General features: G+C 58.9%; 27 protein-coding genes and 1 pseudogene. 15 read left to right on the top strand and 13 right to left on the bottom strand.

From position 1 onward, the window contains the following. Positions 1 to 79 precede the first annotated feature (79 nt). Positions 80 to 808 (bottom strand): hypothetical protein, encoded by a 729-nt coding sequence (locus CFT68_RS07450; protein ID WP_141106482.1) that lies wholly within the window; start codon positions 806 to 808, stop codon positions 80 to 82. Between the two features lie 182 nt (positions 809 to 990). Here CFT68_RS07450 and ctlX point away from each other — a divergent pair, with 182 nt between their 5' ends. Continuing rightward, positions 991 to 1,917 carry a citrulline utilization hydrolase CtlX gene (gene ctlX, locus CFT68_RS07445; protein ID WP_088842749.1) on the top strand — a complete coding sequence of 309 codons (927 nt, stop codon included), beginning with the start codon at positions 991 to 993 and terminating at the stop codon, positions 1,915 to 1,917. Positions 1,918 to 1,997: 80 nt separating this feature from the next. Here the strand turns inward: ctlX and CFT68_RS07440 are convergent, their stop codons facing one another. Continuing rightward, on the bottom strand, positions 1,998 to 3,521 hold the full coding sequence (locus tag CFT68_RS07440; protein WP_088842748.1) for a malate:quinone oxidoreductase: 1,524 nt from the start codon (positions 3,519 to 3,521) through the stop codon (positions 1,998 to 2,000). A 186-nt stretch (positions 3,522 to 3,707) separates the two neighbouring features. Between CFT68_RS07440 and CFT68_RS07435 the strand changes: the two genes are divergently transcribed. Next, positions 3,708 to 4,448 (top strand): SDR family oxidoreductase, encoded by a 741-nt coding sequence (locus CFT68_RS07435; protein WP_088842747.1) that lies wholly within the window; start codon positions 3,708 to 3,710, stop codon positions 4,446 to 4,448. A gap of 133 nt (positions 4,449 to 4,581) precedes the next feature. Further along, a complete protein-coding gene (locus CFT68_RS07430; RefSeq protein WP_245815305.1) occupies positions 4,582 to 5,700 on the top strand; it encodes a spore photoproduct lyase family protein in 1,119 nt (372 codons plus the stop codon). Positions 5,701 to 5,865: 165 nt separating this feature from the next. Here the strand turns inward: CFT68_RS07430 and CFT68_RS07425 are convergent, their stop codons facing one another. From CFT68_RS07425 to pncA, 3 genes are all read right to left on the bottom strand, one after another. Next, positions 5,866 to 6,405, bottom strand: a complete 540-nt coding sequence (locus CFT68_RS07425) for a GNAT family N-acetyltransferase (RefSeq protein WP_088842746.1) — start codon at positions 6,403 to 6,405, stop codon at positions 5,866 to 5,868. 127 nt (positions 6,406 to 6,532) lie between these two features. Beyond that, positions 6,533 to 7,630, bottom strand: a complete 1,098-nt coding sequence (locus CFT68_RS07420) for a mechanosensitive ion channel family protein (RefSeq protein ID WP_088842745.1) — start codon at positions 7,628 to 7,630, stop codon at positions 6,533 to 6,535. An 86-nt stretch (positions 7,631 to 7,716) separates the two neighbouring features. Beyond that, on the bottom strand, positions 7,717 to 8,313 hold the full coding sequence (gene pncA / locus CFT68_RS07415) for a bifunctional nicotinamidase/pyrazinamidase (protein WP_088842744.1): 597 nt from the start codon (positions 8,311 to 8,313) through the stop codon (positions 7,717 to 7,719). Positions 8,314 to 8,436: 123 nt separating this feature from the next. Here pncA and CFT68_RS07410 point away from each other — a divergent pair, with 123 nt between their 5' ends. Further along, positions 8,437 to 8,871, top strand: a complete 435-nt coding sequence (locus CFT68_RS07410) for a BLUF domain-containing protein (protein ID WP_088842743.1) — start codon at positions 8,437 to 8,439, stop codon at positions 8,869 to 8,871. Between the two features lie 99 nt (positions 8,872 to 8,970). Beyond that, positions 8,971 to 9,900: a hypothetical protein gene (locus tag CFT68_RS07405; protein WP_141106481.1), complete on the top strand. Its 930-nt coding sequence runs from the start codon at positions 8,971 to 8,973 to the stop codon at positions 9,898 to 9,900. 59 nt (positions 9,901 to 9,959) lie between these two features. Here the strand turns inward: CFT68_RS07405 and CFT68_RS07400 are convergent, their stop codons facing one another. After that, positions 9,960 to 10,493 (bottom strand): 2'-5' RNA ligase family protein, encoded by a 534-nt coding sequence (locus tag CFT68_RS07400; protein ID WP_088842741.1) that lies wholly within the window; start codon positions 10,491 to 10,493, stop codon positions 9,960 to 9,962. Positions 10,494 to 10,573: 80 nt separating this feature from the next. Here CFT68_RS07400 and CFT68_RS07395 point away from each other — a divergent pair, with 80 nt between their 5' ends. Both CFT68_RS07395 and hutI read left to right on the top strand, forming a co-directional pair. Then, a complete protein-coding gene (locus tag CFT68_RS07395) occupies positions 10,574 to 11,389 on the top strand; it encodes a class I SAM-dependent methyltransferase (RefSeq protein WP_088842740.1) in 816 nt (271 codons plus the stop codon). A gap of 76 nt (positions 11,390 to 11,465) precedes the next feature. After that, entirely contained in the window at positions 11,466 to 12,734 is a 1,269-nt protein-coding gene (gene hutI, locus CFT68_RS07390; RefSeq protein WP_088842739.1) for an imidazolonepropionase, read from the top strand. 80 nt (positions 12,735 to 12,814) lie between these two features. Here the strand turns inward: hutI and CFT68_RS07385 are convergent, their stop codons facing one another. The 4 genes from CFT68_RS07385 to CFT68_RS07370 all read right to left on the bottom strand — a co-directional run bounded on the left by CFT68_RS07385 (position 12,815) and on the right by CFT68_RS07370 (position 16,650). Beyond that, complete coding sequence (locus tag CFT68_RS07385) at positions 12,815 to 13,789, bottom strand: hypothetical protein (RefSeq protein ID WP_088842738.1); 975 nt, start codon at positions 13,787 to 13,789, stop codon at positions 12,815 to 12,817. Positions 13,790 to 13,821: 32 nt separating this feature from the next. Continuing rightward, entirely contained in the window at positions 13,822 to 15,381 is a 1,560-nt protein-coding gene (locus CFT68_RS07380) for an outer membrane beta-barrel protein (protein ID WP_088842737.1), read from the bottom strand. Then, complete coding sequence (locus CFT68_RS07375) at positions 15,374 to 15,928, bottom strand: RNA polymerase sigma factor (RefSeq protein WP_088842736.1); 555 nt, start codon at positions 15,926 to 15,928, stop codon at positions 15,374 to 15,376. Before CFT68_RS07375 ends, CFT68_RS07380 begins: the two co-directional genes overlap by 8 nt. A gap of 110 nt (positions 15,929 to 16,038) precedes the next feature. Then, a complete protein-coding gene (locus tag CFT68_RS07370) occupies positions 16,039 to 16,650 on the bottom strand; it encodes a hypothetical protein (RefSeq protein WP_088842735.1) in 612 nt (203 codons plus the stop codon). Between the two features lie 88 nt (positions 16,651 to 16,738). On the opposite strand from CFT68_RS07370, the gene CFT68_RS07365 reads away from it, so the two are divergent. Continuing rightward, positions 16,739 to 17,545 carry a PhzF family phenazine biosynthesis protein gene (locus CFT68_RS07365; protein WP_088842734.1) on the top strand — a complete coding sequence of 269 codons (807 nt, stop codon included), beginning with the start codon at positions 16,739 to 16,741 and terminating at the stop codon, positions 17,543 to 17,545. Between the two features lie 33 nt (positions 17,546 to 17,578). Here CFT68_RS07365 and CFT68_RS07360 read toward each other — a convergent pair whose 3' ends face one another. Both CFT68_RS07360 and CFT68_RS07355 read right to left on the bottom strand, forming a co-directional pair. Continuing rightward, positions 17,579 to 17,797 carry a KTSC domain-containing protein gene (locus CFT68_RS07360; protein WP_088842733.1) on the bottom strand — a complete coding sequence of 73 codons (219 nt, stop codon included), beginning with the start codon at positions 17,795 to 17,797 and terminating at the stop codon, positions 17,579 to 17,581. A gap of 215 nt (positions 17,798 to 18,012) precedes the next feature. Beyond that, positions 18,013 to 18,714 carry a hypothetical protein gene (locus CFT68_RS07355; protein WP_088842732.1) on the bottom strand — a complete coding sequence of 234 codons (702 nt, stop codon included), beginning with the start codon at positions 18,712 to 18,714 and terminating at the stop codon, positions 18,013 to 18,015. Between the two features lie 451 nt (positions 18,715 to 19,165). Between CFT68_RS07355 and CFT68_RS07345 the strand changes: the two are divergent. Then, positions 19,166 to 19,497 (top strand): annotated as a pseudogene (locus CFT68_RS07345) (type II toxin-antitoxin system PemK/MazF family toxin). 103 nt (positions 19,498 to 19,600) lie between these two features. On the opposite strand, the gene ruvC reads toward CFT68_RS07345, so the two are convergent. Then, the gene (gene ruvC / locus CFT68_RS07340) at positions 19,601 to 20,236 is read right to left on the bottom strand and encodes a crossover junction endodeoxyribonuclease RuvC (RefSeq protein WP_088842730.1); all 636 of its coding nucleotides are present in this window, start codon (positions 20,234 to 20,236) and stop codon (positions 19,601 to 19,603) included. Positions 20,237 to 20,329: 93 nt separating this feature from the next. On the opposite strand from ruvC, the gene CFT68_RS07335 reads away from it, so the two are divergent. The 6 genes from CFT68_RS07335 to CFT68_RS07310 all read left to right on the top strand — a co-directional run bounded on the left by CFT68_RS07335 (position 20,330) and on the right by CFT68_RS07310 (position 26,226). Beyond that, on the top strand, positions 20,330 to 21,367 hold the full coding sequence (locus CFT68_RS07335; protein WP_088842729.1) for a lysylphosphatidylglycerol synthase transmembrane domain-containing protein: 1,038 nt from the start codon (positions 20,330 to 20,332) through the stop codon (positions 21,365 to 21,367). A gap of 175 nt (positions 21,368 to 21,542) precedes the next feature. After that, complete coding sequence (locus CFT68_RS07330) at positions 21,543 to 22,565, top strand: glycosyltransferase (RefSeq protein ID WP_170934729.1); 1,023 nt, start codon at positions 21,543 to 21,545, stop codon at positions 22,563 to 22,565. A gap of 121 nt (positions 22,566 to 22,686) precedes the next feature. Further along, positions 22,687 to 23,223: a cytochrome c gene (locus CFT68_RS07325; RefSeq protein WP_245815303.1), complete on the top strand. Its 537-nt coding sequence runs from the start codon at positions 22,687 to 22,689 to the stop codon at positions 23,221 to 23,223. 154 nt (positions 23,224 to 23,377) lie between these two features. Then, entirely contained in the window at positions 23,378 to 23,635 is a 258-nt protein-coding gene (locus CFT68_RS07320; RefSeq protein ID WP_088842726.1) for a helix-turn-helix domain-containing protein, read from the top strand. A gap of 2 nt (positions 23,636 to 23,637) precedes the next feature. Continuing rightward, positions 23,638 to 24,840, top strand: a complete 1,203-nt coding sequence (locus tag CFT68_RS07315; protein ID WP_245815302.1) for an ABC transporter permease — start codon at positions 23,638 to 23,640, stop codon at positions 24,838 to 24,840. A gap of 147 nt (positions 24,841 to 24,987) precedes the next feature. Further along, positions 24,988 to 26,226, top strand: a complete 1,239-nt coding sequence (locus CFT68_RS07310) for a PP2C family protein-serine/threonine phosphatase (protein ID WP_088842725.1) — start codon at positions 24,988 to 24,990, stop codon at positions 26,224 to 26,226. The last annotated feature ends 119 nt before the right edge of the window (positions 26,227 to 26,345 follow it).

The raw sequence follows: 26,345 nt of genomic DNA, 5'->3' as shown, positions 1-26,345 counted from the left end.
GCCATCAAGAGGTAATGATAAGCCCAGGCTGTGCATTACAATCTGAGCTCGTGGTATTTGGAATCAGGTAAGCCTAGGCCTAAGGCTTCGGGTCGATGGCTTTGAGTACGGCGCTCCATTCTGCGTCGGTTTTGGCCGTTTTTGCACCGGGTACCGTTTTCAGAGCGCTGGCAAGTTCCGGGGCGGTGGCCTGCAACTGCTTGACCGTCAGCTTGACCGGTAAAAGTGTGCCATCGGGCCGGCGCATATAATACGTAGGCTTATCTTCCAGCTCATCGAAACGGCTTCCGTTGCTGTAGGCGCCGGTCGGGGCTTTGCGCAGCAGTTTGGCGTAGTGCTTTAGCAGCGTGTATTTGCCCTCGTGCAGCACTTCTACAAATTGAGTGCGCTGCCCCGCAATGGGCGCCTCCGTAAACCGCCGGAAGGGGCGCTGCCGGGCCGGAGTGGTGCCGGTAGCGGGCTCCTGCAGAATAAACTTCAGCAGTAGCCGGTCGTCGAGCTGTAGGGAATCCTTGGGTCGGTCTACCAGGCGCATGAGCAAGCGCTTGTTGAATACATCGTACTTCAACGGTACAGGCGCCAGCGGTACGCTATTTTTCATGATAAGCTGAGCCGGCAACCAACGCGGATCGGCGTAGGGAGAACCAATAATTTCGTTGGTAGGTCCGCTGGGCAGCACAGCCGGCGAGCCGGCGGCCAGCGCATTTAGGTTGGCCTGGCCAGCCGCTCCAACTTGCTCAATATTAGGCTGCTGGCCATAGCAAATGGCGGCTGGCAACATAAAGCCCAGTACAAGAAGTAGACGCATAGAAGATAGAATATGACAGGCGAGGAATGGCCTAATTTACCGCTTTTTCATTTCTACTACAGACTGCGAAATGGGGCTACGGGACGCTACTCACGCCAGATGTTTACTACAGCATGCCGGACAGGCCTTCCGGAATCCTGGAAGAGTGTTTCTTTGCACGCATACTCGTTTATGTTGAGCCCATGCAAGCAGCAGCCACTGTTTTTCTTATTCGTCCGGTGCGATTTTCCTTTAATGCTGAAACGGCCGCATCCAACCACTTTCAGCAGCCACTCGCAGGCCTGACGGAGCAAACGGTGCAGCAACAGGCCTACGCCGAGTTCGATGGGGTTGTGGCTACGTTGCGGGCGAAAGGCGTGCAGGTGCTGGTATTTGAGGATACGCCCGAGCCTCATACGCCCGATTCGATCTTCCCCAACAACTGGCTCACGCTGCATCCCGATGGCCGCGCAGTACTTTATCCTATGTGTGCGCCCAACCGCCGACTGGAGCGCCGCCCCGATATTCTGGCGGCGCTAGGTCAGTCATTTGCCATTCGGGAAGTACTGGATTTATCGGGGGCAGAGCAGGAGGAACGGTTTCTGGAGGGTACGGGCAGCATCCTCTTCGATCATCCAAACCGAGTGGCCTACGCCTGCCTGTCGCCGCGCACGGATGCGGCGTTGTTCGAGGAGGTGTGCGCCCAACTGGCCTACCGGCCGGTTGCATTCCACGCCGCTGATCTACAAGGCCAGGCCATTTATCACACCAACGTCATGATGTGCATAGGCGCTCAGTTTGCAGTGGTATGTCTGGAAAGTATCTGGGACGCGGCAGAGCGCACCGCGGTGGTGGACTCTCTGGCGGCTACTGGCCACGAAATCGTAGATATTTCACTGGCGCAGGTAACGCGCTTTGCCGGCAATATGCTCACGCTGCAGCCTGCTGAGGGGCAGGAACTGCTGGCTATGTCGCAAAGCGCCTTCGATGCCCTTACGCCAGCGCAACGGCACACGCTAGGCCAGTACGCCGAACTGGTGCCGCTGGCTATTCCGACCATTGAAACCATTGGGGGCGGCAGCGTCCGGTGCATGCTTGCCGAAGTGTTTCTGCCGGAAAAGGTGGCCTAGGCTCCTCAGATGCCATAAAGCCAGAACGGCCGCCTATAAATCTACAGGCGGCCGTTCTGGCTATTTTCTATCGGCAGCAACTACTTTGCTACTGCCTCAGCTGGCTCATTGAGACCGAGCACTGCACTAGTGTGAGCGCGGAGCTGCTCTACCAGGGCCGGGTTATCGTTCAGCGACTGGCCTACGGACGGAATCATCTCGCGCATTTTTGCTTCCCACTCGGGCGTGTTGGCGAACTGCGGGAAACAACGCTTCACAAGCCCAATCATGATGCTCACGGCGGTAGAAGCGCCCGGTGAAGCACCCAGCAGGGCTGCAATAGAACCATCGGCGGCGGCTACTACTTCAGTGCCGAATTCCAGCACGCCGCCCTGCTTTTCGTCTTTCTTGATGACCTGCACGCGCTGGCCGGCTATTTCCAACTGCCAGTCCTCGGAGCGCGCCTCGGGCAGATACTCGCGCAGGGCCGCAAGGCGGTCCTGGGGCGACTGGCGCACCTGGTTAATCAGGTACTTGGTGAGCGGCATGTTCTTGAGGCCCGCAATAATCATGGGGCGCATGTTGCTCAGCTTTACTGAGAGCGGCAAATCGAGATAGGAGCCTTTCTTCAGAAACTTGGTGCTGAAGCCGGCATAAGGCCCAAATAGTAGCTCTTGCTTACCATTGATGACGCGCGTATCCAGGTGCGGTACCGACATGGGCGGTGAGCCGACCGAAGCCTTACCATACACTTTAGCGTGGTGCTTGGCAATTACCTCGGGGTTCACACACTTCAGCCACTGCCCGCTCACGGGGAAACCGCCGAAACCTTGTCCTTCCGGAATGCCCGATTTGATGAGCAGCGGCAACGAGCCGCCACCGGCCCCAATAAACACGAACGGTGCCCTGACTTTGACGGTCTCGCCGGTGCTCAGGTCTTTGGCCTTCACACCCCAGCGGCCATCTTCCTTGCGCTTGATCTTGTCCACATCGTGGTGGAAGTAGAACGACACGCCGGGCTTTTGCTGGAGCAGCGTAAACATGCCACGGGTCAGGGAACCGAAGTTTACGTCGGTGCCCAGATCCATGCGCGTGGCCGCTACGGGCTGCTGCGGGTCGCGGCCGTCCATCACAAGGGGCATCCACTGCTCCATTTGGGCGTGGTTCTCGGTGTACTCCATGCCCTTGAATAGGGGCGACTGGGTGAGGGCCGCGTGGCGCTTGCGCAAAAACTCCACGTTCTTATCGCCCCACACAAAGCTCAGGTGCGGAATATGGTTGATGAAGCGCGTAACGCCCGTCACTTGGTACTTCTCCACCAGATACGACCAAAACTGCTTCGACTGCTCGAACTGCTCGGCAATAGCAATGGCTTTGGAAATATCTATGCGGCCATCGGGCTTTTCGGGGGTATAGTTCAGCTCGCAGAAAGCAGAATGGCCGGTGCCGGCGTTGTTCCAGGCATCGGAGCTTTCGGCGGCAGCCACATCGAGGCGCTCGAAAATGGCGATGGTAATGTCGGGCTGCAGCTCTTTGAGCATCATGCCCAGAGTGGCGCTCATAATGCCAGCCCCAATCAATACCACATCGGCAGAAAGGGCGGCGGAGCTATCGGTAGTACTCATGCGTAGTTCAGGAATAGGACTTACGAAGTACGGGGAAAGTCAGAAAAGGTCTCTTTTGTTTCACGAAGAAAAGCAGATGCAGTTCGCACTGTGGCGCTTAAAAAGCTTCCGTAGGCCACAACAAAAGCCCCTTGGGGCCGGTAAGTAGTCTACGGTTCTCTCTCCACCGACAATCCTCACTTCTGTATGAATCTGGCCAACAACACTGTATTGATAACCGGTGGTTCCACCGGAATAGGCCTGGCCCTGGCCGAACGTTTTTTACGGGCCGGCAGCCAAGTGGTAATCTGCGGACGCCGCGCGGAGGCACTGGAAGCTGCTCAGCGCCAACTGCCCGGCCTGCATACTTACGTGTGCGATGTAGCCCGGCCCGAGGAGCGCGAAGACCTGTTCCATTGGGTGCAGAAGGAATTTCCGACGCTGAACGTGCTCATCAATAATGCCGGCATTCAGCAGCGCCTGCAGCTAGCCGAGCACGATGTTTCTACCGATTGGGCGTATTACCAAAACGAAATTGCCATTAATGTAGAGGCGCCCATGCACTTGGCGTTGCTGTTTATTCAGCATTTGCGCCAGCAGCAGAATCCGGCTATCATCAACGTAACCTCGGGCTTATCGTTTGCGCCGGCAGCTTTCGCGCCCATTTACAGCGCTACCAAGGCAGCGCTCCATTCCTTTACGCTTTCTCTGCGCCACCAGCTGACCGCCACGCCTATCCGAGTGCTGGAAATAGTGCCGCCCGCCGTTAATACCGACCTCGGCGGACCTGGCCTACACACGTTTGGTGTGCCCGTTGATGCCTTCGCCGACTCGGTGCTGGCCCGCCTAGCGGCTGGCGAAGAGGAGGTTGGCTACGGCACTTCTGAAGAGGCCCGCAAAGCCTCGCGCGAAGAGCTGGATGCCCGTTTCAAGCTGATGAATAAGTAGGAAAAGACAGCTCAGAGCACTCCAGGGAAGTACTGCTTTCCTGGAGTGCTTTGCCAGCAAAAAAGTGGCCTAAAACAGGTGAATTAAAGATTCTGAGGGAGCTATTTGGGGTGGTTGAGCGTTGTAAAAAGCTATGATCAATCAGACCCTGGAGCTCTTCGATTTACCCGTTTTGAACCCGGCGCCCCGGCCTACTCCGGAGCCGCTGACGCACAACGCCAAGCTGTGGCTGCCCAAGCGCGTGCTCTTCACGCCTGATGCGCTGAAGGAGCCTTTCGGCCAACAGATATATGAGCGCGTGGCCGCTCACGGATTGCCTATTGAAGTGCTCAAGAGCAACCGTCTGACTGGCCTACGGGGCGAAGATGCGCGCGAAACCTACCGCAACGCCAAAAGCACGCTGGCCGTGGTGAAAGCGCCGCCCGGTGCGCTACGCCTGCAGCCTACTCCGCCCTCCGCCGACTGGCAAATGAACCTGGCGGAAGGCTGTCCGGCGCATTGCCAGTATTGCTATCTGGCCGGCAGCCTGCAGGGGCCACCCGTAGTGCGGGTATTTGCCAATCTGCCGCAGCTGCTCGAAAACACGGCTACGTATGAGCAGGCGAGCCGCCAGACGAGCTTCGAAGTGAGTTGCTATACCGATGTATTGGACATTGAGCACCTTACGGGGAGCTTGGTCGAGTGCATACGATATTTTGGGAACCGGGAAGCGGCTCAGCTGCGGTTTGTAACGAAGTACGACCACGTAGAACCTCTGCTGACGTTGCCGCACAACGGCCACACGCGCGCCCGCATCAGCCTGAATGCCGAGCCGGTAGCCCGGCGTCTGGAAGGCGGTACGGCCTCCATTGAGGCGCGCCTGCAAGCGCTGCGGAAGCTCGCGTTGCCGCAGGAGCAGGGTGGGGGCGGATACCCCGTTGGCGTGGTGCTGGCGCCCATCATGCAGATTCCCGACTGGCGCCAGCACTACACGGCTCTGCTCGACCGCATTGCCAAGGCGCTGGACTTCAAGTGTGACCTGACGGTGGAGTTTATCACGCACCGCTTCACACCCGGCTCTCGTGATGTGCTGCAGCAATGGTACCCAAATACGCCGCTGGATTTTGATGAGTCTACTCGCGCCATTAAGCGCAATAAGTTTGGGGGCGTGAAATACGTGTATCAGCCCGAGGATATGCGCACGCTACGGCAGTTCTTCTACGAAGAGTGGCGCCAAAGATTCCCCAACGCGCCCGTGCAGTACTGGACTTAAATTCCTGAAGCCAGAAGAGGCCTAGCACAATCCCGCCCGTTTATTCTCGCTGGAATAAACGGGCGGGATTGTGCTAGGCCTCTCGTCTTACCTGCTTGAGACGTAGCGCTTGGAAATTCGTGTGGAATCTGTCGCGGTAAAGTGCAAGTTTTGGTGCTTCTGCGACTAGGCCACTACTTGTTGAGCTTGCCATTCGTGCTTTAGCATGCTCATTTCTACCAGGCTCCAGTATTCCCCTTGGTAGAAGAGAATGTCGCGGGAGCAGCCTTCCCGGTGCATGCCGGCCTTGGTGTAGGCCGCAATAGCTGCTTTGTTGAAATCATACACGCCCAGGTCGATGCGGTGCAGCTTGAGTTGCTCGAAGCCGAAGCCCAGAGCCTGTGTGAGCATCTGACGGGCAAAGCCCTGCCCCCGCGCTTCCGGCGTGATAAACACCCGGCTGATGCGTGCGGAGCTGTTTTTCTCGCTGATGCTGCCCAACGATATGTGGCCGACCACCTTTCCCGTGGCTGCATCAATGGCCTTAAAAATAAATACATCCGACTCGCCGAGCAGGTTGGTGTCCTGCACGTACCAGTCGAGCTTGTCGTGAGTGAGGGGGAAGTTGAACATCGGCCCCGACCAGTTCATGAGCAGATGGGGCGTATCAATCCAGGCAATAAGTTGATCGAAATCAGTAGGCGTGAAGTATTCCAGTTGGATCATGAAAACGGCAGTCCGCAGCACAGAAGTATATCGGCTAAACTACCGATTTGGTGGCGCTTACGGGCTGCAAAGGTACGGCGCAAAGTCCAATTTATTGGTACTCGCTTCTAACCTATTTTGTGCGGTTTTATTCGGCTTCTGTCCCCAGCGTGAATGGCCGGTCTTGGGCGTCTACTACGCTCCGGGTTTTGGGCAGCGCCTCGGGGTGGTGTTGCTGAATGAACGTGATTAAATGCTCGCGCACTGCGCACCGCAAATCGAAGGCTCGGCTGGAATTGCTGGCGCTTACCAGGCAGCGCAGCTCCAGGGTTCGTTCCTTAGAGTCCGTTACCTGCAATACGCACACGCGCCGGTCCCACAGCGGCTCGCCTTCTACGAAGCGCTGCAGCTCCTGCCGGATGATTTCGACGGGCACCGTATAATCGGTGTACAGAAACACGGTGCCCAGCAGTTGGGAAGTGCTGCGCGTCCAGTTCTGGAAGGGCTTCTCGATGAAGTAATTAAGCGGCAGTACCAGGCGCCGCTCGTCCCAAATGCGCAGCACTACATACGTAAACGTTATTTCCTCCACGCGGCCCCATTCGCCTTCTACCACCAGCACATCATCCAGCCGGATGGGTTGCGTGAAGGCAATCTGGAAGCCGGCCAGCAGGTTGCTGATGGAGCGCTGGGCCGCAAAGCCCACAATCACGCTGGCAATACCGGCGGAGGTTAGTAGGCCTGTCCCGATTTTGCGCACCGTGGCGAAGCTCATCAGAATCAGGCCTACGGCTACAAAAATGATGAGCGTAACGGCCAGCTTCTTCACGAACTGCAGCTGGGTGAAAAGCTTGCGCACCCGCAGGTTATCGGCTTCGGCCAGACGGTAATGGTCTTCCACCAGGTCCTGAATCACGTCCACGGTCTTGACCAGGCCCCAGGCAAACGTGATAAGCAGAGCGGTTTCTACCAGCCGGCGCGCCACTTCCAGCGGGCGCGCTTCTAGACCCGTAAGTAGTAGCAGGAACGATAGAACCAGTACCGGAAAAAACCACCCGCTAGGCGCGTTCAGGTGCCGGGCCACCGACTGAGCCAGCAGTACGGGTTTGCGCCGGTTGTATGCGTTCAGGATACCGAAGATGATGAATTTCAGCAGACGGCCGATCAGCAGGCTTCCTAACACCACGCCAATGGGTTGCAGCCACATGCGCAGCTGCTCAGGAAGGTCAGAGAAATATTCGAGCATAGGAAAAATCCGCACTGCAGGAGGCCAGCGTAGCGCAAATGCCCTTCTGTACCTTGAATAGGGCTGAAAGGTTAGCGTAGAGTGGCCTAGCGACTCAGCATGTGGGCGCCGCGCCGCTGCAGCTCCTGGCGGGCCTGCGCGTAGCCTTCCGCCGAAATAGCCCGGGTAGCCTCCTCCCGGAATACCACTAAAAAGCCTTCCTGCAGGGCATCGAGGGCGGAGAAGTTCACGCAGAAATCGGCGGCTAGGCCACACAGATGCACTTCCTGCACCCCTCGGCCGCGCAGGTAATCGGCTAGGCCAGTGCTTTTGCGGTGGCCATTATCAAAGAAGCCGCTGTAGCTGTCGATTTCCGGATTGGTGCCTTTGCGGAAGATGGCCTCAATGCGGTGCTGATCCAGAGCCGCGCTGAACTCGGCGCCGGGCGTGGTTTGCACGCAGTGGTCGGGCCAGAGGGTTTGCGGGAGGCCGTGCAGGTCAATTTGCTCGAACGGCTGGCGGCCACTATGCTGGCTGGCGAAGCTTTGGTGGTTGGCCGGGTGCCAGTCCTGGGTAGCAACTACCAGCTCAAACTGCGGCTGCAATTCATTTACCAAAGGCAGAATCTGCTCGCCGCCGGGCACTGCGAGGGAGCCGCCGGGCAAAAAATCATTCTGAATATCAATTAGTAGCAGCGCGCGCATAGTCAGTATATTAGGGTGAGATGTAGGACCAGGCTGCAAACATACGGGCGGCTCAGCTAGCTCCGGCAAGGAACGGTAATGCGCTAGCCGAAGTTATACCCGACGGTTATTACCCTGTTTCCCATGAATATCCATCAGATTGTGTACATCAGCCGCTTCATCACGCTGCCCACCCAGGAGCAGCTGACGGAGTTGCTGGTGCAGGCCCGCGCCAAGAATCACCGTCTGCGAATTACCGGAATTCTGCTGTATGCCGATGGGCGCGTGGTGCAGGTGCTGGAAGGCGAGGAGCAAGTAGTACGCGACCTGTATGCCCTCATTCGCCAGGACTCCCGCCACCACCAAGTCCTGACGCTGGTGGATATGCCCGTGGCCGGCCGGCAGTTCCCTGATTGGAGCATGGGCTTTGTAGCGGCTATGCCCGAAGAGTTGCGCCGCATCACGGGCTACGTAGACCCCGAGAACCCCTTGTTCCCGTTGCCGCGCGCGCGCAATGCCAGTCCGGCCCTCATGCAACTCCTGCTCAACTTTGTGGCTCTCCATCCTGTGCTGGCCTAGGCCCGGCCGGAAATAGTGCCCCCGTCATTTCCTGCCTACCTTGCGCCCCGCTGCGCACCTGAAAAGGTGCAGCGGGCTTTTTCTTTGTTTGCCATGAATATGACGCGTTTTTTTGCACCTTTTTTGATTTTCGGATTTCTGGCCATTTCGGCGGGGGCTGCGCTTGCACAGTCGGCGGCGGTGCCGCGGCTGGTGCCGGGCACGCACGTAGTGCTGGTGCCGCCCGAGGGGTTCGGGCCCGCGCCAGGCTTTACCGGCGTTCGAAAAGGCGACGCAGCTATTCAGGTGTACGACCTGACGGGCAGTAATTATTTCAGAAATGCGGCTTCCTTCGGGAAGGCTCGGTTTGAGGCGCGCGGGCTGAAGGTGCTGGCGTTTGAGGAACTGACGGTGCAGGGCTACCCGGCCCGGCTAGCCCGGGTGCAGAACTCGCCCACCCAGGAGTCAATGCAGCTTATGTTCGGCGATTCTACCTTCGCGGTGCAGCTGGTGGGAGTGTACCCAACTGCTGATGCAACGACCGGAACAGCCATCCGTCAGGCCTTGCTCTCGGCCACGTATCAGAAGAATCTGGCCTCCGACCCTTTCGCAAAGGCCGTCTTTGCTTTCGATGAAAAGAAGTCGCCGCTGGCTTTTGCCAAAACCACGTCTAACCTCTACGTGTATGCCCTGGGTGGCCAGAAAAAGGACGACTACGGCATGGAGCCCCTGCTTACCGTAACGCCCTTGCCCTACAACCCCTCCCTCACGGCCGCCGACATCAGCAACGAGCTGCTGAGCACCCTCACGCGGTTTGGCTTTACGGGTTTTACGGCCCGCAAAATGTCGTCGTCGAAAATCAACGACCTACTGACCTACGAGACGGAAGGGTTTGGGCAGATGCAGGGCCAGCGCGTACTGCTGTATCAGCAGGTGACTATCATTGGCAACACCGCCGTGGCTATGCAGGGCTTAGCCCGTCAGGATTTCGAAACGGCCATAGGCCAGTTCAAGTCCCTGACGCACACCATCTCGGCCCGCAAAAAGTAATGTAAACCCAAATAGAGTACTGGGAAAAGTGGTCATGCTGAGTCAAAGCATGACCACTTTTACTTGTTGAGCGTTTCGCTGCTGAACGGAAACTCCCGTAGCTTCTCCCACGGCCCGTTGCGGTAGGCCCAGAGGTGTAGGCCAGTACCTACGGCCTCAAATGGCTCGAACTGCGCCAGTAGCTTCTGATGAAGGGCGCGGGCCACGCCCGGATCGACCTTATTCTGGACCGTAATGTGGGGCTTGAGGCGCTGCTGATCCTGGGGCGTAAGCCAGGCGGCCCAGGTAGTTTGCAGCTGCTTATGCAACTGCTGCAATACCGGGTTTTCGAGGTTGTAGGCCACTCCGCGCCCCAGAAAGCGCAGGCCCGTGACCCGCAACGGCAGCAGCGGGTGGGTGCTGGTCAGGCGTTGCAGCTCCGCTTCAATGGTCGGTTGCTCCGGGCCCGGTAAATGATGAAACAATGTAACGTGGGCCTGTAAATAGTTGCGCTCGGGCGGGAAATGCTGCTCCCGCAACTCGTTGAATAGTGTCTGGGCTTCGGGGTTGAGGGCCAGCGTGAGAATAAGCGGAGCAGAGAGAGGTGAAAGCATGCGGGATAGGGGGCGAGTTACGGAAATACGATACTGTAACTAACTGCACCGAAAAACCTCCCAGACCTTTATCTTTCGCCATGCCCGAATCCCCTGAATACCTCGACCTGAACCGTGCGCTCTGGAACGCCAAGACCGAGCATCATCTCCGCTCCACGTTCTACGATGTGGCCGGTTTTCGCGCCGGTCAGACCTCGCTGAAAGAGATTGAGCTGGCGTTGCTAGGCCAGGTGCACGGCCAGCGCGTGCTGCATCTGCAGTGCCATTTCGGGCAGGATACCCTTTCGCTGGCCCGAATGGGCGCCGAGGTGACGGGCATGGACTTATCCGACGAGGCCATTGTGGCTGCGCGCCGATTGGCAGAGGAACTGCAGTTGTCCGCGCAATTCGTGTGCTGCGACCTCTACAGCCTGCCCGACCATCTGCCCACCGAGCCCGGCTTCGATGTGGTGTTCACCACGTATGGGGTGCTGGGCTGGCTGCCCGACCTGGACCGCTGGGCCGCCGTGGTGGCGCGCTACCTGAAGCCGGGAGGACGCTTGATACTGGTAGAATTTCATCCGGTGATGTGGATGTTCGACAACGAGTTTTCGCAGTTTCAGTACAGCTACTTCAACCGCGAAACCATCCGGGAAACCGAGACCGGCACCTATGCCGAACGGTCGGCACCCATCACGACCATCTCCGTAAGCTGGAACCACGAGCTAGCCGAAGTGCTGGGGAGCTTACTCCGGCAGGGTTTGCAGCTGACTGATTTTCAGGAATATAATTACTCGCCCTATAACTGCTTTGCCCACACCGTAGAAGTATCGCCTGGTCAGTTTCAGATTGCGCCGCTGGCTGGCAAGCTACCCATGGTATATTCGGTGGTGGCCGAGAAACCCCGACTGGCCTAGGCCACTGCACGGGCGCTACCTGACTGCGCTGCCCACAAAGTTCTTCCCATCCTACTTCTACCACCCGCCCAACACTATGGCCTACTCTCTCCTCATCCGACATTGTGGGCAGCTCTTAACCTTGGCGGGTGGTCCTCCAGATCGTCCGTTAGCCGGTGAAGACCAGCGTAATTGGCGCATAATTCCGGATGGCTACGTGGCCTGCGAAGGCGACCAGATTGTGGCCGTAGGCCCCATGCAGGAGCTGGACCGGGCGCAGGTAACGGGCGGCACCGCTATTGTAGAAGCCCACGGACGAGTGGTGATGCCGGGCCTGGTGGAGTGCCATACGCACCTGGTATTTGGCGGAAACCGAGCCCATGAGTTTCAGCGCAAGCTTAAAGGAGAGGCTTACCTCGATATTCTGGCCAGTGGCGGCGGTATCCTGAGCACCGTGCGCGCTACGCGGGCCGCTTCGGAAGAAGATCTGCTGCGCAATGCGTTGCACCATCTGGCCGGTTTTCGGCACTACGGCGTCACGACGGTAGAAGCCAAGAGCGGCTACGGCCTCGACCGCGAAACGGAGTTGGCCCTGGTACGCGCGGCGGGTACTGCCGGCCACCGCCAGGAGGTGCGCGTAGTGCGCACGTTTCTGGGCGCCCACGTAGTACCGCCAGAGTTCCAGGGCCGTGCTGCAGAGTATCTCGATTTTTTGGCTTCCGATGTGCTGCCGGCCCTGCACGGTGTAGCCGATTTCGTGGATATTTTCTGCGAGGCAGGCGCTTTCTCAGTAGAACAGTCGCGCAGTTATCTGCAGAAAGCCAAAGCCCAGGGCTTCCGGCTGAAAATCCACGCCGAGCAGCTCCACGACCTCGGCGGCTGCGAAATGGCGGCCGCGCTGGGCGCCACCAGCATTGACCACTGCGACTACCTGACGCCCGAAGCCGCCGCGCGTATTGCGCACGTGTCGGATGGGCACACCGTGGCCGTGCTCTTGCCCTTGGTGCCGCTTTTTCTGCGCCAGGAGAAATACGCGCCCGGCCGGCAGTTCATCGACGCCGGCCTGCCCGTAGCCGTCAGCACCGATTTCAACCCCGGTTCCTGCCCCAGCAAAAACCTGTGGCTGGCGCTAGCAGTAGCCTGCCTGAAAATGGGCCTGACGCCGCTGGAAGCCATTGCGGCCGTTACGCTCAATGCCGCCTGGGCCATTGGCCAGGAGCAGCTATGTGGCAGCCTGGAACCCGGCAAACGCGCCGATATTCTCCTGTTGGAGGTGCCCACGTATCAGGAAATCCCGTACTGGCTCGGCGAAAACCCGGTGCGCGAAGTAATTATTGGTGGCGTGCGCATAGAGCGGCCCGAGTAAGTATTGTAACGCAAAAGGCCTTCTCCATCTCCTTCTTGCTCAAGGAAGACAGAGAAGGCCTTTAGGAACTTCGCCACCGATTAAATGCTGTTCAAGTCTGCTTTGAGTTCGGCAGCTGTTACCTCCCGCATGGTGGGGCTGAAGCGTAGGCCAGCGGCAACGGCGCCATCCTGGCGGCCATAGAACAGCTTCCCATTGAGCGTCCGGATAACGACCACCGCAACGGTGGCGCCAGTAGGTATGCCCCCGGTGGAAAAGGTGTTGGGCGCCGTGAACGTGCAGGCCCGCAAACTGCCGTTTAAGCTTCGGAATACCACAAACACCATGGTGTTGTTCTTGGGGTCGATGCTGGTGCCTGGCACATCTACCACCACCGTCAGCGGATCGGGATTATTGTAGAAACGGTCGCAGTTGAACCAGCCGATTCCGGCATTGTAGAGGGCGCTGCTCACATTCACCTGAAACCCACTGCCATTGGGGCGGAGGCTGGAACCCGGATCAAACACTGGCTCCCAATTAAAGCAGCCCCCGCCACCGTTGCCCACAAACAGGCGCATGGAGTCGGGGCTTGATAGGTTCGGCGGGTTCTGGGTCTGAAACTGCAGGGTGGCCTGCGGCGAAAGCCGAAGGCTGCTGTCTTGGGCGGGTTGCAGGAAGATTTCGCCCGCCGATTCCAGCAGCCGCCCATTTGAGACGGTGGGCGTACCCGTCAGCACCATCTCGGCCCGGCTGAATACCTCCCGCACTTCCAATAGAACCGGTTCTGTTACGGGTGTTCCGCTGGCTTTCACGAACGCATTGGCAGGAATCGTGATGATCGTTCCCTTCAGGCCTGTAATGGTATTCTGCCGATTGGGTACATATGTGAAAAACTGCTGTGGCGCGCCCAGCCGACGGCTAAGGGCCGTTAAGGAATCATGCGCCGGCGGCTGAACGACCGGCCCTGTTGGGGTACCATCCTCGCAGATAACCGTATCGAGGGCTTGCTCACAACTGTTCAGTAGGGGCAGGGCCAGCAAAATGGTGGCGCGCAGTACGTTTTTAAGCGAATACATAGATCAGAAATGAAGAGGAATAGGATAGAGGATTATTTCTTGGGTTCGAGGTCGAAGGAGATGCCGCCCTGCACGCCCACGCTCCAGGGGTGGCGCGTGGCCTTGCCGGTGGTGGGGTCGGTGAGGGAGTTCAGAAAGTAGCTGCCTTGGGGGCGCAGCGTAAGCCACTGGCCCGGCGCAAACTGGTAGCTCAGGAAGCCGCCGGCCGTGAGGAGCAGGCTGGTGTTGCGGTAAGTACCTTCGGGTGGGGAAGTGGCTTGGCTGCAGTTGCAGGCGCTGCCCTGCGTAGTGCGGGTGCCGGCCAACAGGCCTAGCGTGCCGCCACCCTGCGTGCCAAACTGCCAGCGTTGGTTGCCGCCCAGCGTGTACTGCGCCAGCAACGGAACGGTCACGAAGCGGTACACGTCGCGGAAATCCACTGTGTGGGCAGTTTCCTGACTGGCTTTTTTGACCTGAAATTTCAGATTATTCGCGTATTCGGCGTAGCCTAGGCCAGTAGATACCGTGAGACGCTTGTTGAGCGCATACGAAGCCATGAGCTGACCGCTGTACCCAATGCCGGGCCGTTCTAAGTGCTCCACCTGCCGGGCCGAGTCACCGAGGGTACGGTACGTGAGGCTGGAACCGGCCAGCACCTGCACGCTCCAGCCACGCAGCAGCTGAGCCGCCCGCGAACGACGCGCCTTTTGCCGCTTTACCCGCCGTACCTCCGGCTCTTCGGGCTCATCCAGCTGCAACTGCACGGGCAGCAGCGCTAGCAGTTCATTGCTGAATCGTTGCTCTGCCTGTTGGTTGGCAAAGGCCTCGGTAACAGAAGCAAAACGGGTAGCCGAACTAGTGGCATCCGGTTGTTCCGATGAAAGGTGCCGGGCGGCTGGCCTGTTACGCAGCCGGTCCAACCGGCTCCGGTTCAGTTTCGAGGTTTCGTTTCGTAGGCCAGTACGCTGGGTTCCACGCCGCTCTCGTAGGCCACTCATGGAGCTGCTGGTAGAGCGCCGCGAAGGCAGAAGCGCGGCCAACAGGATGCCTCGCCGCTTACGTTTCGCAGTCGAGCGGGATCTGTCATCAGAAGTACCCACCGATTGCTGCCTGAGCAGGCCTTTTTCTTCCTTGTCTCTCGCCACAATCCCTTTAGTCAGTAAGCTGGTCCGTGGAGTTCTTTTGGCTTCTGCCAACGGCAACTCAGCAGTAGTGGCGGTAGGGTTCGTCTCTGCCAGTGAGCCTGCTAGGCCACTCTGCTCCGCAGCCAAGCCTTCCGGAGTTGGTGTGGTACCCGCTGCCGCATTTCCAGACTGTGCAGCTCGGCTAGCCGATGAGGCTATGCGGGAAGATGGGGAGGGGACAGAAGCTTTGCCTGCGGCAGACTGGCCTAGGCCAGTAGCCTGGCGCCAGTACCGGGTACTAGTGGTAAACACGACCAGTGACGTGATAAGCAAGAGCAGCAAGATGGCCACCCGCCCCCAGCGGCGCTTCGGCTGGGCGGGCACTTGCTGCCTAATGCCTTCCCAGACCAGTTCTGGTGGGGCACTTCCGTAGTCAGCAAGCTTCTCGCGCAGGTCCGCGTAAAATTTCTCCGAGTCGTTTTCAGTCATGGTAAGGGGAGATTGAAGCCTGAAGGGTCAGTCGTTCTTCCAACAGCCGGCGCGCCCTAAAAAGCTGCGACTTGCTGGTGCCTTCCGAAATGCCTAGCAGCTCACCTATTTCGGCATGCGTGTAGCCTTCGACGGCATAGAGATTGAGCACTGCCCGGTAGCCCGGGGGCAGGGCATTAATGAGCCGGATCAGATCATCCGCTGAGAGCTCATCGAACGGAGTGCCATCGGGGTGCTGTAGTTCGGCGGCCTCGTTGCTGTCTACCTGCGTTCCGCGCAACTGCTGCTGGTGCCACAAATTGAGGGAAGTAGTAACGGCAATGCGTCGGGCCCAGGCCTCGAACGGCCCCTGCCCCCGGAACTGATCGAGGCGGGAAAAGATCTTCACGAAAGTCAGCTGCAGGGCGTCTTCGGCTTCTACCCGCGAGGGGCAATACCGCAGACATACGCCCATCAGCTGGTAGCCTAACTTATCGTAGAGAGCCCGTTGCGCCGCTGGTTTCCCTCGCCGACAGCCGTCCAGTATAATATCGAGAGAATCAGCCATAGGCAGATCTGATAAGGTAAGAATAGGAGTATTCGCTAGCGTTCTGCCCCCATGACCAGCCAACTCACGCCACCGTTGCGCGAGGGATAGAAATATTTTCAGATACCTATTTAAGACAGCTTGATAGCCGAAAGCTGGCGCACTTCTGTCAGGGGGTAAGGAGGAGCCGCGTAGGCCAGTGGCACAGCGCACCGGCGCGCAGTAGGCAATAAACTCCCGACGGATACCTGATACACAGCGGATGCAGGTGTCACCAAAAGCACCACGTCATACTGCGTGTCCTGAGGCGGCACGCACACCAGCACCGGCTCAGGTGCCGCTACTACCTTGTTCCGGGTTATGATGGGTAACGTTGCCCAGCCATGCACCTGAGCTGCTACAGAGTAGCCAGATTCGGGGTAAGTCAGATAATTGACTAGGTAATAAAAGATCTCAGCAGGAAGATCCAGCGGAAAAGTGAGAGCCGTAATGCCGGGTTCTACTGCGTGTATCTGGAACGGATAGGCCACCAAATCTCCGTCCTGATAAAACTCCCGAAACTCCGTGCTCACCTGAATGACCTCTGCAACAGGCGGCCCAACTACCAGCACCAGCTGATCGGTTGCCTCGACAGGGGCGGGCGTGCTGGCATTGGAAGAGGGTGGCCTAGTACTGCCGCCAACCAAGTAATAAACAGCCGCCAATACCAAGCCCAGCCCGATAACCAGAAATACAGATAGCATTAGCAGAAGTAGAAAGCACGTATTATTAGCCGACAAGTTCTAGATTCGCTGCCCCGTCTGCAACTGCTGCTTATTACCCCTCTTCGCTATGCTGCTCCCCATCTATCAGGTTGATGCTTTTACCGACCGGCCCTTTGCCGGCAACCCCGCCGCTGTGTGCCCGCTGGAAAGCTGGCTGCCCGCCGAAACCATGCAGGCTATTGCCGCCGAAAATAACCTCGCCGAAACTGCTTTTTTCATCCAGCGCGGAGGCAGTGAGTATGAAATCAGGTGGTTTACGCCGGCCGTGGAGGTAGAGCTATGCGGCCATGCCACGCTGGCCTCGGCGCACGTGCTGTATAATCATCTGGGCTTTGCCGAAGCAGAAATCGTGTTTCATTCGCGCAGCGGCCCGTTGCGCGTAAGCCGCGCCACCGAAGGGCGCCTGACCCTCGACTTCCCCGCTAGGCCACCCAAGCCGCTCGCCATCCACCCCGATGGCCTACTAGATGGCCTACGCGCCACGCCCCTGCAGATGCTGGCCGGCCCCGACCTAGTGTGCCTCTTCGCCACCGAAGCCGAAGTGCGCGCCCTGCACCCCGACATGGCCCACTTGGCTAAAGTGGAGTACCGCGCGGTTATTGCCACCGCCCCCGGCTCTAATGGAATTGATTTCGTGTCCCGCTTCTTCGGCCCACGCGTAGGCGTGCCCGAAGACCCGGTTACGGGCTCCGCCCACACCACGCTAGTGCCGTACTGGGCTGAGCGCCTCAACAAAACCACCTTCCACGCCCGCCAGGTTTCCTCCCGCGGCGGCGACCTGTGGTGCGAGCTGCGCGGCAACCGGGTGCTGATGAGCGGCCACGCCGTCACGTATCTGCGCGGCGAGATTGAGGTGCCCATAGCAGAGGCCTAGGCCACTCAGCGCAACGGCTACGACCGCAGCATGCTACCCGCGCACCTGCTCGCGGCCGTAGCCGTTGCGCTCAATCACCTGCTCTATAAACATAGCTTTGCCCGGTACCTGCAGCAGCGCCTCATAAATGTGAGCGGGTACACCAGTGTAGCGTACCAGGTCACCGTGGCGGTACTCTATTTCCAGGTTTTGCGTGACGGCATCATATCCCACGGCTTTGATAGAAGTAGATCGGACTAGTCGGCGCTGCATAGAAAGTAAAAAATAGTGGGAAGAAGCTTCAGTTGCTAGGAGAAAAGTACAGTAGCTGGCGAACTATTAGTCAACCTTAAAATTACCATTTTTCCGAGGTCGGGCGAATGACACCGATTATGTTTAGCGGCTTTTCCGCGGTGACGCAGGTACTTTCCAAAGACCCTTGGCGCGGGAAAAGTCCCGTTTCAACAAGGCCGTGGAAAAATCACCGGTTAAAAAGGCACCCCAATGCTTAGGCCCACTCGGACGGCCAGCTTTGAACTGGCCATGCCTTCGGGAACGCCATTGGCCCCCACCCATGCCTGCCCGCCCCGCGTCGACTGCAGCCCCAAAAACGTGTCCAAGGCAAACCAGCGGGTCAGTAACTGGTGGCCCAGCATCACGCCCGGGGTCCACAGCCGGGCCTGTTGTTCCCGCCAGCCCACGGGGCCGGGCGGGCCCGGCGGCAGGTAGTACGCATAGGATTCGCGCAGCGTCCCGACCCGCAGGTACGGTCCGGCGTAAAACCCGCGCAGCCCCTGTTTCCAGTAACGGCGCACTTCCACCGTTCCCCGTCGGAACGTGAAGTCGCCCTGTTCGTAGGTACGGCCGAAGTCCCGGTTCGTGCCCCCGGCACCGAACCCTACCACAACCGACACCCGGTCGGTCAAGGCCCGCTCGTAAAAGACCGACAGCACCCCGAGGAACAACACCGGGCTTACTTTGAGCACGTTGTGCCGCAGCCGCGGCGTCGGGGCTCCGACGGAATCGGCCGGGGCCGGTAGCCCAATGGGCGAAGACGCAGACACCTGCGCGCTCCCTGCTGCTGGGCCACCTGTCAGCAGCAGGCCCAGCAGCGAGGCCACGGCCCGTGGCGCCCTTGGGCAGGAAACGTCGAAAAAAGGGTTGCCGGTGCGCGGGGTAAGTTGGTTCATGGGGCTAAGCAGGAAAAGTGGTAAAACGAGCGGCGGCATCCACAAGCATGCCCCCTACACTCAAACGTATCTCTCAACGCCGCGGGCTCCAAACCAAAACAGCCGACCCAAGACTTTACCCAACCAGCACAACCGCCATAAAAGCATTGAACTGTATGGCGTTACTGCCAGTGAAAGGGATATTAATGGGTTGCTTTACAATCGGGCCCGCCTCTTCTGTACGCGTTGTGGCGCGCAACCCTTGCATCCTCTTGGAAGTAGCTCCGCTCGCAGTACCACCTTTCCGGCGAGGTGCACCTGCAGCCCACGTCCGAGAGCTTACTTATCAAGCCAGTGGTAAAGCCCCGCCGCCAGGGCTGGAACAAGCGCTTCCAGCCCGGCTTGCCCAGGGGCAGGCCCCGGAGGGCGAGCTGCTGGAGGGATTCTCGGACGAGGCCTTTGAGGAAACTCAGTGGCACTGGTAGCCGTGCAGCGCTTCGAGGTGTGGCTCATCAACCTCGACTCGACCCAGGGCAGCGAAATCAATAAGACTCGTCCCAGCGTGGTGATCTCCCCGACGAGATGAACCGCTACCTGCGCACGGTGAGCATTGTCGCCCTTACCAGCACCAGGCGCGACTACCCTTCCCGGGTAGACTGCACTTTTCAGGGCAAAGAGGGCCAAGTCGCGCTCAACGATATCCGCTCGGTGGACAAAACCCATTTGGTGTGCCGTATGGGCGTGCTGCCTAAAGCCACGGCACAGGAGGTCTGCGACCGGCTGCAGGAAATATTTCAGTATTGATACTGACAGAAACGGCTCGCTACTTCAGTGGGTCGGTTCTGTCTGAATTGCCTGTAATTATCTGTCCGAGAAGCCGTTCTATGTAAAGTAGGCTATTCTAGGCCTACGCTGCTGGCTTCTTCTTACTGACAGCGGCCTTCTTCCCCGCTACAGGCGCAGCAAGCTTGCCGGGATTATCGGCAATGAACTTGCCCCAGCTTTTGCCACCGGCTTTCACGTTGTTGCCCTTCTGGTAATGGTGGCACATGGCCACGGCCAGGGCGTCGGTGGCGTCGAGGAACTTGGAGGCCTGCTCGATAGGCGGCAGCTCCAGCGTCTGGCGGAGCCAGTGCGCCACCTGCTCCTTGGTGGCGTTGCCGGAACCGGTTACTGACTGCTTTACTTTGGTGGGCGCGTATTCTACATATGGAATTTGGCGGGAGAGGCAGGCCGCAATGGCTACGCCCTGGGCCCGGCCCAACTTGAGCATACTTTGCACGTTCACCCCAAAAAATGGGGCCTCAATGGCCAACTCGTCGGGTAGGAACTCGTCGATGAGCTCCACCATCCGGTCGTAGATCTTCTTTAGCTTTACGGCGTGATTAGAGCCCAGGGCTTTCATATTAATCACGTCGTACTGCACCACGCGCACCCGCTGGCCCTGCACCTCGATGATGGCATAGCCCATAATCTGCGTGCCGGGGTCGACACCCATGATAATCTTGGGCAGCAAATCGGTGGAGGCGAGGGGCAGAATCATGGTCGGGAGGTAGTTGTAGGTCGTATCAGCAGGGATGTACACGGCTATCTATCGATAAACCACAGTAGCTAACAGAATAATTTCGTCGCCGTTTTGCCCCCAGACCTTCTACAAAACTACGTCCAAAAGCCGGATAGTGCCGCCCGTCGGCGCGGGTTTGTGGTGGCGGGCAAGCTCCTCGTGACGCTGCTCACGCTCGGCCTGCTCTGGTACTCTGTATTTCAGGATGTCGACACGGCCACCGCTTGGCGCGGCCTGCTCACGCGCACCCTCAGCGGCGAAGGCCGCCTGCCGGTGCTACTGGCCCTGGCCCTGATGCCCCTGAACTGGGGTCTGGAAGCCTGGAAGTGGTGGCGCCTGGCCCGGCACCTGGAGCCCGTGACGTTCCGGCGCAGCTTCCGGGCGGTGCTGGTAGGCCTCACGCTGGGCTTCGTGACGCCCAACCGCGTCGGCGACTACGCCGGCCGAATCATCGAGCTGAAAAGCCGCCGATTGGATGCGCTAGGGGCCGTTTTCCTGGGACGCTACTGCCAATTGGTAATTACGGTGCTGGCCGGCACGACGGGGTTGCTGTACTTCGTGCTGCGGTTTTACCTGCACGGCTACCCCGCCACTGGCCTAGGCCTAGTGGCGGCGGTGGTGGTGGCGAATCTGGCCGTGCTGCTGCCGCTGTACCGTTCGCGTCTGCTGGTTTCGGCCGTGATGGCGGTGCGACCTTTGCGGCGGTTCCGGCGGTTTCTGGCCGTCATGCCCACGTATCCGGCGCGAGCCCTCACAGCCGTACTCCTGATTTCGGGGCTGCGGTATGCGGTGTTCTGCGCGCAATTTGGGTTACTGCTGGTGGCCTACGGTACCCACGCGCCGTTCTGGCCGGGTGCCGCTGCTATTGCGGGCACGTTCCTGCTGAAGTCGTTGGTGCCTTCGCTGAATGCCCTGGCCGATGTGGGCGTGCGGGAGCTGTCGGCTACACATTTGTTTGGGCTGCTGGGCGAGCCGGTGCTGCCGGTGCTCAGTGCCAGCATCAGCCTGTGGGTGCTCAATATTGCGGTGCCCAGCGCCATAGGCCTGGGGTTTGTGCTGCGGCTGAAGGTGTTTCGTAAGCGTTCCAAAGCGGCGAAAACGCATGAGTAGTTTCAGCTGGATGAGTGGCCTACTGGGTATTCAAGTTCTGATTGCGGGCGTTTATCTGTGGCAGATGCTCCAGTACCGAACTGCCTGGCGCAAGCCCCACCCCCGGACCCTCCTCGTTGGGGGAGGGGTGCGTTCTGGAACAGCAGACGTCTTTCCCAACGGGGAGGGACCGGGGATGAGGTCCGCGCCTGCCTTCTCCATCCTCATTGCGGCCCGCAACGAAGCCGAAAACCTGCCAAACCTTCTGGCTGATTTACGCCAGCAACTCCCGGTAACCGGCGGATTTGAGGTCATCATTGTAGATGACCATTCCACCGACGGCACCGCGGCTGTAGTGCAGGCAGCTGCTCGGCAACTCCCGTTTCCGGTGCGTCTGCTGCAACTGGCGGAGCTGCCGGGCACCCGCACCGGCAAGAAGGCCGCCGTAGAAACGGCCGTGCAAGCGGCCCACGCGCCCTGGGTGCTCCTCACCGATGCCGATTGCCGCGTACCAGCCGGTTGGGTACTGGCCTACGCCGCACTGGCCGCCGATGCCACAGTACAGTTCATCAGCGGCCCCATGCTTTTGACGGGATCAGGCTGGCTGGCCACACTGCAGGGGCTTGAATTGGCGGGCTTAGTAGGAGTGGGGGCCGCTTCCATAAGCCTGCAGCGCCCCACCATGTGCAACGGCGCCAACCTGGCCTACCGGCGTACTGCGTTTGCAGCGGTAGATGGTTTTCGGGGAAACGAAGCCGTGCCCAGCGGCGACGATGAATTCCTGCTGCACAAAATCCAGGCGAAGTTTCCCGACGGTGTTCGGTTTCTGCAGGAGGAGCAGGCCATTGTGAGCACGGCCGCCCAGCCTACCCTTCGGCAGCTACTGTGGCAGCGGGTGCGCTGGGCCAGCAAGTGGCGGCACTATCAGGCGGCTGCGCCCCAGCGGCTGGCGGTGCTGGTGCTCCTGGCTAATCTTACCTTCCCGATAGGCCTGGGCCTGTGGCTGGCCGGTGGCTGGCCGGGCTGGCTGGTGCCGCTAACATGGGCACTCAAGCTGACGGCTGATGTGCTATTTCTGCGGCCAGTGCTACGGTTTCTAGGCCAGTCTCGGTGGCTATGGTGGGTGCCGGTTTTGCAGCTGGCCTACGCACCCTACGCGCTGGCTACGGGCCTGCTGGGGCTGCGCGGCGGCTACGTCTGGAAGGGGCGTCAGGTGTAGGGTCACGGACCAGTTTACTTATATAGACGCACCGAAATAAATAGCAGAAAAAGGTTGGGAGCGGAGCGTTTGAGGACTACTTTTTGGCGAAAAGTTTATGTTCCTATAAAGCTCATACGTCATGTCTCATTTCAGTCTAGAGGCCGTATTTCCGTTGCTGGTTGTGTTGTTGGTATTCTTGGTTGGCGGTGTTTTTTTCGCCGCAACCGGCTTATTAGAGCCCTTCTCAATGGGAGAAGCTGCGCAGACCAGCACCCAGCCGGATTCGCTCAGTCAAGCTCACCTAACCGCACTCGACTCGACAAGCCAAATAGTGGCCATGACGCCGGAACAGGCCGAAGCAGTTGCCGCCGGCGATGCACTGTTCAAAGGCAATTGCGCCCAGTGCCATGCTGTAAACGATGTAGTGGTAGGACCTGCCTTAAGTGGCCTAGCTAAGCGCCGCCCCGAAAAGTGGCTGTTGAGCTGGGTGAAGAACTCTAGCAAAGTAGTAGCCAGCGGCGATGAGTACGCGGTCAGGATTTTCAATCAGTACGGCAAACAGCAAATGCCCAGCTTCCAGCTTTCCGATCTAGAAATCCGGCAGATACTGGCCTACGTTAAGTCGGAAGAGGGATGGGCGTCAGCAGCGGGCAATGCGGTAGCGGTGATAAACTAGCTTCACTATAAAGAGTGGCCTGGCAACTGTATTTAGCTGGTACAGCCGCTGCTAGGCCACTTTCTACCTCCCGGATTAGCCATTTCAGCCGTAGCTGCTGAAATTAGGCGGGGCGTTCTACCTTTGCCTATATCGCTAAGCCCTTTTTCTGCCCGTGACCGACACCGAATTCGATATCCTCGACGAGCTCTACTTCGTCACCTCTTTTTCCGACCTGGTTCAGAAAACCGGCCAGTCGCCCACCGACCTGGAGCGCAACCTGCGCAGCCTTCTGGAGCAGGACCTCATCCGGAGCTACTGGCCCGACCCCGACACAGAACTGGCCTACGAGGAGAGCTCTTTTGCCGCCATTGTGCGCGATAGTTTCTTTTTGGCATCCAAGGAAGGCCTGCTTCAGCACAATACGCGCTAACGGTGGCTGTAGCTGCAGTTCCTGTATCGGCCCATGCGGCCACGCTTCCGCCCGCCCGGCCGCCGGGCTACTACGTGCGTTTGCGTTTGTGGCGCAATAAACCCGCCATGCTCGGGCTGGGCTTCATTGTGCTCTGTACACTGGTAGCATTGCTGGGCTATTGGGTGCTGCCCGATAACTCGCCTAATGCCAATAAAAGCCTGGTAGCGCTGCAAAAGCAGCCTCCTGGCACGCGCGTAAATATTCTGCACGTACCCTTGCCCGATTCGGCCCGGAGCGCTTCAGCAGTAGGCATCTTGGGACTTTGGTGGGGCGGGCAGCCCCAGAAAACCCGCGAAATGCCCATTGAGGCAGCCTACCGCACCACCCCCGATTCGTTGTTTGTCCGTCCCTATCGGTCATACCAATCGGCAAGTGCCCCACGCGTAGCGGAGCAGGGCTTTGCGTTGCGTAGCCTCGTTACGGACACGCAGGCAGGCGCTTCGCCGCAGGTAATTGCAGCACAAGCCATCAGCCCACGTACCTACTTGCTGGGCACCGACAAAGCAGGCCGCGATGAGCTGAGCCGGTTGCTGTTGGGTACCCGTATCTCGCTGGGAATCGGGTTAGTTGCCGTCCTGATTTCGGTGCTGCTGGGTATGGCCGTGGGCGCCGTGGCTGGCTATGTAGGCGGTTGGGTTGATAGCCTGCTGCTGGGCCTGATGACGGTGGTCTGGAGCATTCCGGGCATCATGCTTGTCATTGCCATTTCCCTGGCTCTCGATAGCAAAGGCGTCTGGACGTCGTTCGTGGCCGTGGGCCTCACCATGTGGGTAGATGTAGCCCGCGTAGTGCGCGGGCAGATGCTGAGCCTGCGCGAAAAAACCTTTGTAGAAGCCGGCCGCGTGCTGGGCCTGCCGCAGAGCCGCCTGATCTGGCGGCACTTGCTGCCCAACATGACGGGCCCGTTGATTGTGCTTGCAACCAGTAACTTTGCGGCTGCTATCTTGCTGGAAGCCGGCCTGAGCTTTCTGGGCCTGGGAGTGCAGCCACCGGCTCCCTCCTGGGGCCTGATGGTGAACGAAGGCTTTCAGCTTTTGGGCACCGAGGCCGGCCTGTGGCTGACGCTGCTGCCGGGCTTGGCCATTAGCTTGCTGGTACTGAGCTTTAACCTGCTCGGCAACGGCCTCCGCGACGCCTACGATCCTAAAACTCCCGTAGGCTAAAGGTGAGATGGTGAAGTGGTGAAATGGTGAGATTCACGTTCTGTCGGCCTAAGTTGCGCTACTGGCGCGGCCTAGGCCAGTAGAAGAAATACTCACCAGCTCCCCACTTCACTAGCTCGCCACTTCACCATTTCATTACCTCACCTCATGTCTACCTCCCGCCCGATAACTCCTGAAAAACGCCTTTTCCTGAAAGAGCGCGAACTGGGAGCCCTGCTGGAAATTACGCAGGCCATCAACCTCGACCCGACGGAAGGCGCGCTGTATAAAATCTTTCAGTTCACGCTGCTAGGCCAGTTGAATATCCGGCGGCTGGTGCTCTATGTGAAGGAGGAAGGGGAATGGGAATGCATGGTTTCTTTCGGGGCCGGCCTGCCCGATTTTCGTAAGGTGCCGCTGCCCGCGGTGGTGCAGGAAAACTGCACGGCGCTGCCCTGTCCGGTGCAGTACTTCGGGCTCAGCCCCGAGTGGGAGCAACTGGAAACGGTGATTCCGGTAGTAACAAATGGGCAGGTACTGGCCTACGTTTTCATTGGCAACGTGCACGATGACTACGCCAGTGAGGAAGCAACCAAGTTCCTGCAAACGCTCAGCAACATCCTCATTGGCGCAATTGAAAGCCGCCGCCTGGCCCGCCAGCGCGTAGAAAACGCCGCAATCCGGAAGGAGATTGAAATTGCCCAGGAAGTGCAGGCCATGCTCTTCCCCCGCTCGCTGCCCAACGACCGACACGTGGCCGTGCAGGCCAGCTACGTGCCGCACACTGCCGTAGGCGGCGACTACTATGATGTAGTCAACCTCGACGAAAACCGCTTTCTATTCTGCGTGGCCGACGTGTCGGGCAAGGGCGTGGCGGCTTCGTTGCTGATGTCGAACTTTCAGGCGGGCCTCCGGACGCTGCTGCGCCAGCAGGCCAACCTCTCGACGGTTGTGCATGAGCTCAATAATTTGATTTTCCGCAACGCGGGCGGCGACAAGTTCATCACCGTGTTTTTCGGCCTCTACGACCGTAGTACCCGCCAGCTCCAGTACGTAAATGCCGGCCACAACGACCCCTTGCTCATTCCGGATCATGGCCCGGTGGTGATGCTGAAATCGGGTACCATTATGCTGGGCGTGATGGAAGACCTCCCGATGCTGAACGTGGGCGAAATAACAGTAGCGCCACGCACCATGCTGTTTACCTACACCGATGGCCTCACCGAAGTGTTTGACGCCAGCCAGGAGGAGTTTGGTGAGGAGGGTGTGTTGCGCGTGCTAAGACATAACCGCTACGCACCCCTTGCGGTGGTTCACCAAGAGCTGCTCCGTGAGATAGAGGCCTACAACACCCAAGGCAACCGCTTCGCCGACGACGTAACCATACTGAGCTGCCGGTTTAAGTAAGCGAGTGGCCTAGAGGTCTTGGCACTGCGCGTACGTGTAGCAGAGCGCCCGCAAGAAAGTAGGTAGAATTATAATACCATCTTCAAGTACTGAAAAGCCCTTACCTCCGCTGTGGAAGT

Origin of the sequence: Hymenobacter gelipurpurascens (assembly GCF_900187375.1) — a bacterium.
GTDB classification, from domain to species: Bacteria; Bacteroidota; Bacteroidia; order Cytophagales; family Hymenobacteraceae; genus Hymenobacter; species Hymenobacter gelipurpurascens.
The sequence above is the reverse complement of the archived record's forward strand: the minus strand, read 5'-3'. Positions and strand labels throughout refer to the sequence as shown.

Excerpts from the sequence above, each read along its gene's own strand:
- CFT68_RS07450 (WP_141106482.1), bottom strand. The coding sequence starts at position 808 with ATGCGTCTACTTCTTGTACTGGGCTTTATGTTGCCAGCCGCCATTTGC.
- ctlX (WP_088842749.1), top strand. The coding sequence starts at position 991 with ATGCAAGCAGCAGCCACTGTTTTTCTTATTCGTCCGGTGCGATTTTCC.
- CFT68_RS07440 (WP_088842748.1), bottom strand. The coding sequence starts at position 3,521 with ATGAGTACTACCGATAGCTCCGCCGCCCTTTCTGCCGATGTGGTATTG.
- CFT68_RS07435 (WP_088842747.1), top strand. The coding sequence starts at position 3,708 with ATGAATCTGGCCAACAACACTGTATTGATAACCGGTGGTTCCACCGGA.
- CFT68_RS07430 (WP_245815305.1), top strand. The coding sequence starts at position 4,582 with ATGATCAATCAGACCCTGGAGCTCTTCGATTTACCCGTTTTGAACCCG.
- CFT68_RS07425 (WP_088842746.1), bottom strand. The coding sequence starts at position 6,405 with ATGATCCAACTGGAATACTTCACGCCTACTGATTTCGATCAACTTATT.
- CFT68_RS07420 (WP_088842745.1), bottom strand. The coding sequence starts at position 7,630 with ATGCTCGAATATTTCTCTGACCTTCCTGAGCAGCTGCGCATGTGGCTG.
- pncA (WP_088842744.1), bottom strand. The coding sequence starts at position 8,313 with ATGCGCGCGCTGCTACTAATTGATATTCAGAATGATTTTTTGCCCGGC.
- CFT68_RS07410 (WP_088842743.1), top strand. The coding sequence starts at position 8,437 with ATGAATATCCATCAGATTGTGTACATCAGCCGCTTCATCACGCTGCCC.
- CFT68_RS07405 (WP_141106481.1), top strand. The coding sequence starts at position 8,971 with ATGACGCGTTTTTTTGCACCTTTTTTGATTTTCGGATTTCTGGCCATT.
- CFT68_RS07400 (WP_088842741.1), bottom strand. The coding sequence starts at position 10,493 with ATGCTTTCACCTCTCTCTGCTCCGCTTATTCTCACGCTGGCCCTCAAC.
- CFT68_RS07395 (WP_088842740.1), top strand. The coding sequence starts at position 10,574 with ATGCCCGAATCCCCTGAATACCTCGACCTGAACCGTGCGCTCTGGAAC.
- hutI (WP_088842739.1), top strand. The coding sequence starts at position 11,466 with ATGGCCTACTCTCTCCTCATCCGACATTGTGGGCAGCTCTTAACCTTG.
- CFT68_RS07385 (WP_088842738.1), bottom strand. The coding sequence starts at position 13,789 with ATGTATTCGCTTAAAAACGTACTGCGCGCCACCATTTTGCTGGCCCTG.
- CFT68_RS07380 (WP_088842737.1), bottom strand. The coding sequence starts at position 15,381 with ATGACTGAAAACGACTCGGAGAAATTTTACGCGGACCTGCGCGAGAAG.
- CFT68_RS07375 (WP_088842736.1), bottom strand. The coding sequence starts at position 15,928 with ATGGCTGATTCTCTCGATATTATACTGGACGGCTGTCGGCGAGGGAAA.
- CFT68_RS07370 (WP_088842735.1), bottom strand. The coding sequence starts at position 16,650 with ATGCTATCTGTATTTCTGGTTATCGGGCTGGGCTTGGTATTGGCGGCT.
- CFT68_RS07365 (WP_088842734.1), top strand. The coding sequence starts at position 16,739 with ATGCTGCTCCCCATCTATCAGGTTGATGCTTTTACCGACCGGCCCTTT.
- CFT68_RS07360 (WP_088842733.1), bottom strand. The coding sequence starts at position 17,797 with ATGCAGCGCCGACTAGTCCGATCTACTTCTATCAAAGCCGTGGGATAT.
- CFT68_RS07355 (WP_088842732.1), bottom strand. The coding sequence starts at position 18,714 with ATGAACCAACTTACCCCGCGCACCGGCAACCCTTTTTTCGACGTTTCC.
- ruvC (WP_088842730.1), bottom strand. The coding sequence starts at position 20,236 with ATGATTCTGCCCCTCGCCTCCACCGATTTGCTGCCCAAGATTATCATG.
- CFT68_RS07330 (WP_170934729.1), top strand. The coding sequence starts at position 21,543 with ATGAGGTCCGCGCCTGCCTTCTCCATCCTCATTGCGGCCCGCAACGAA.
- CFT68_RS07325 (WP_245815303.1), top strand. The coding sequence starts at position 22,687 with ATGTCTCATTTCAGTCTAGAGGCCGTATTTCCGTTGCTGGTTGTGTTG.
- CFT68_RS07310 (WP_088842725.1), top strand. The coding sequence starts at position 24,988 with ATGTCTACCTCCCGCCCGATAACTCCTGAAAAACGCCTTTTCCTGAAA.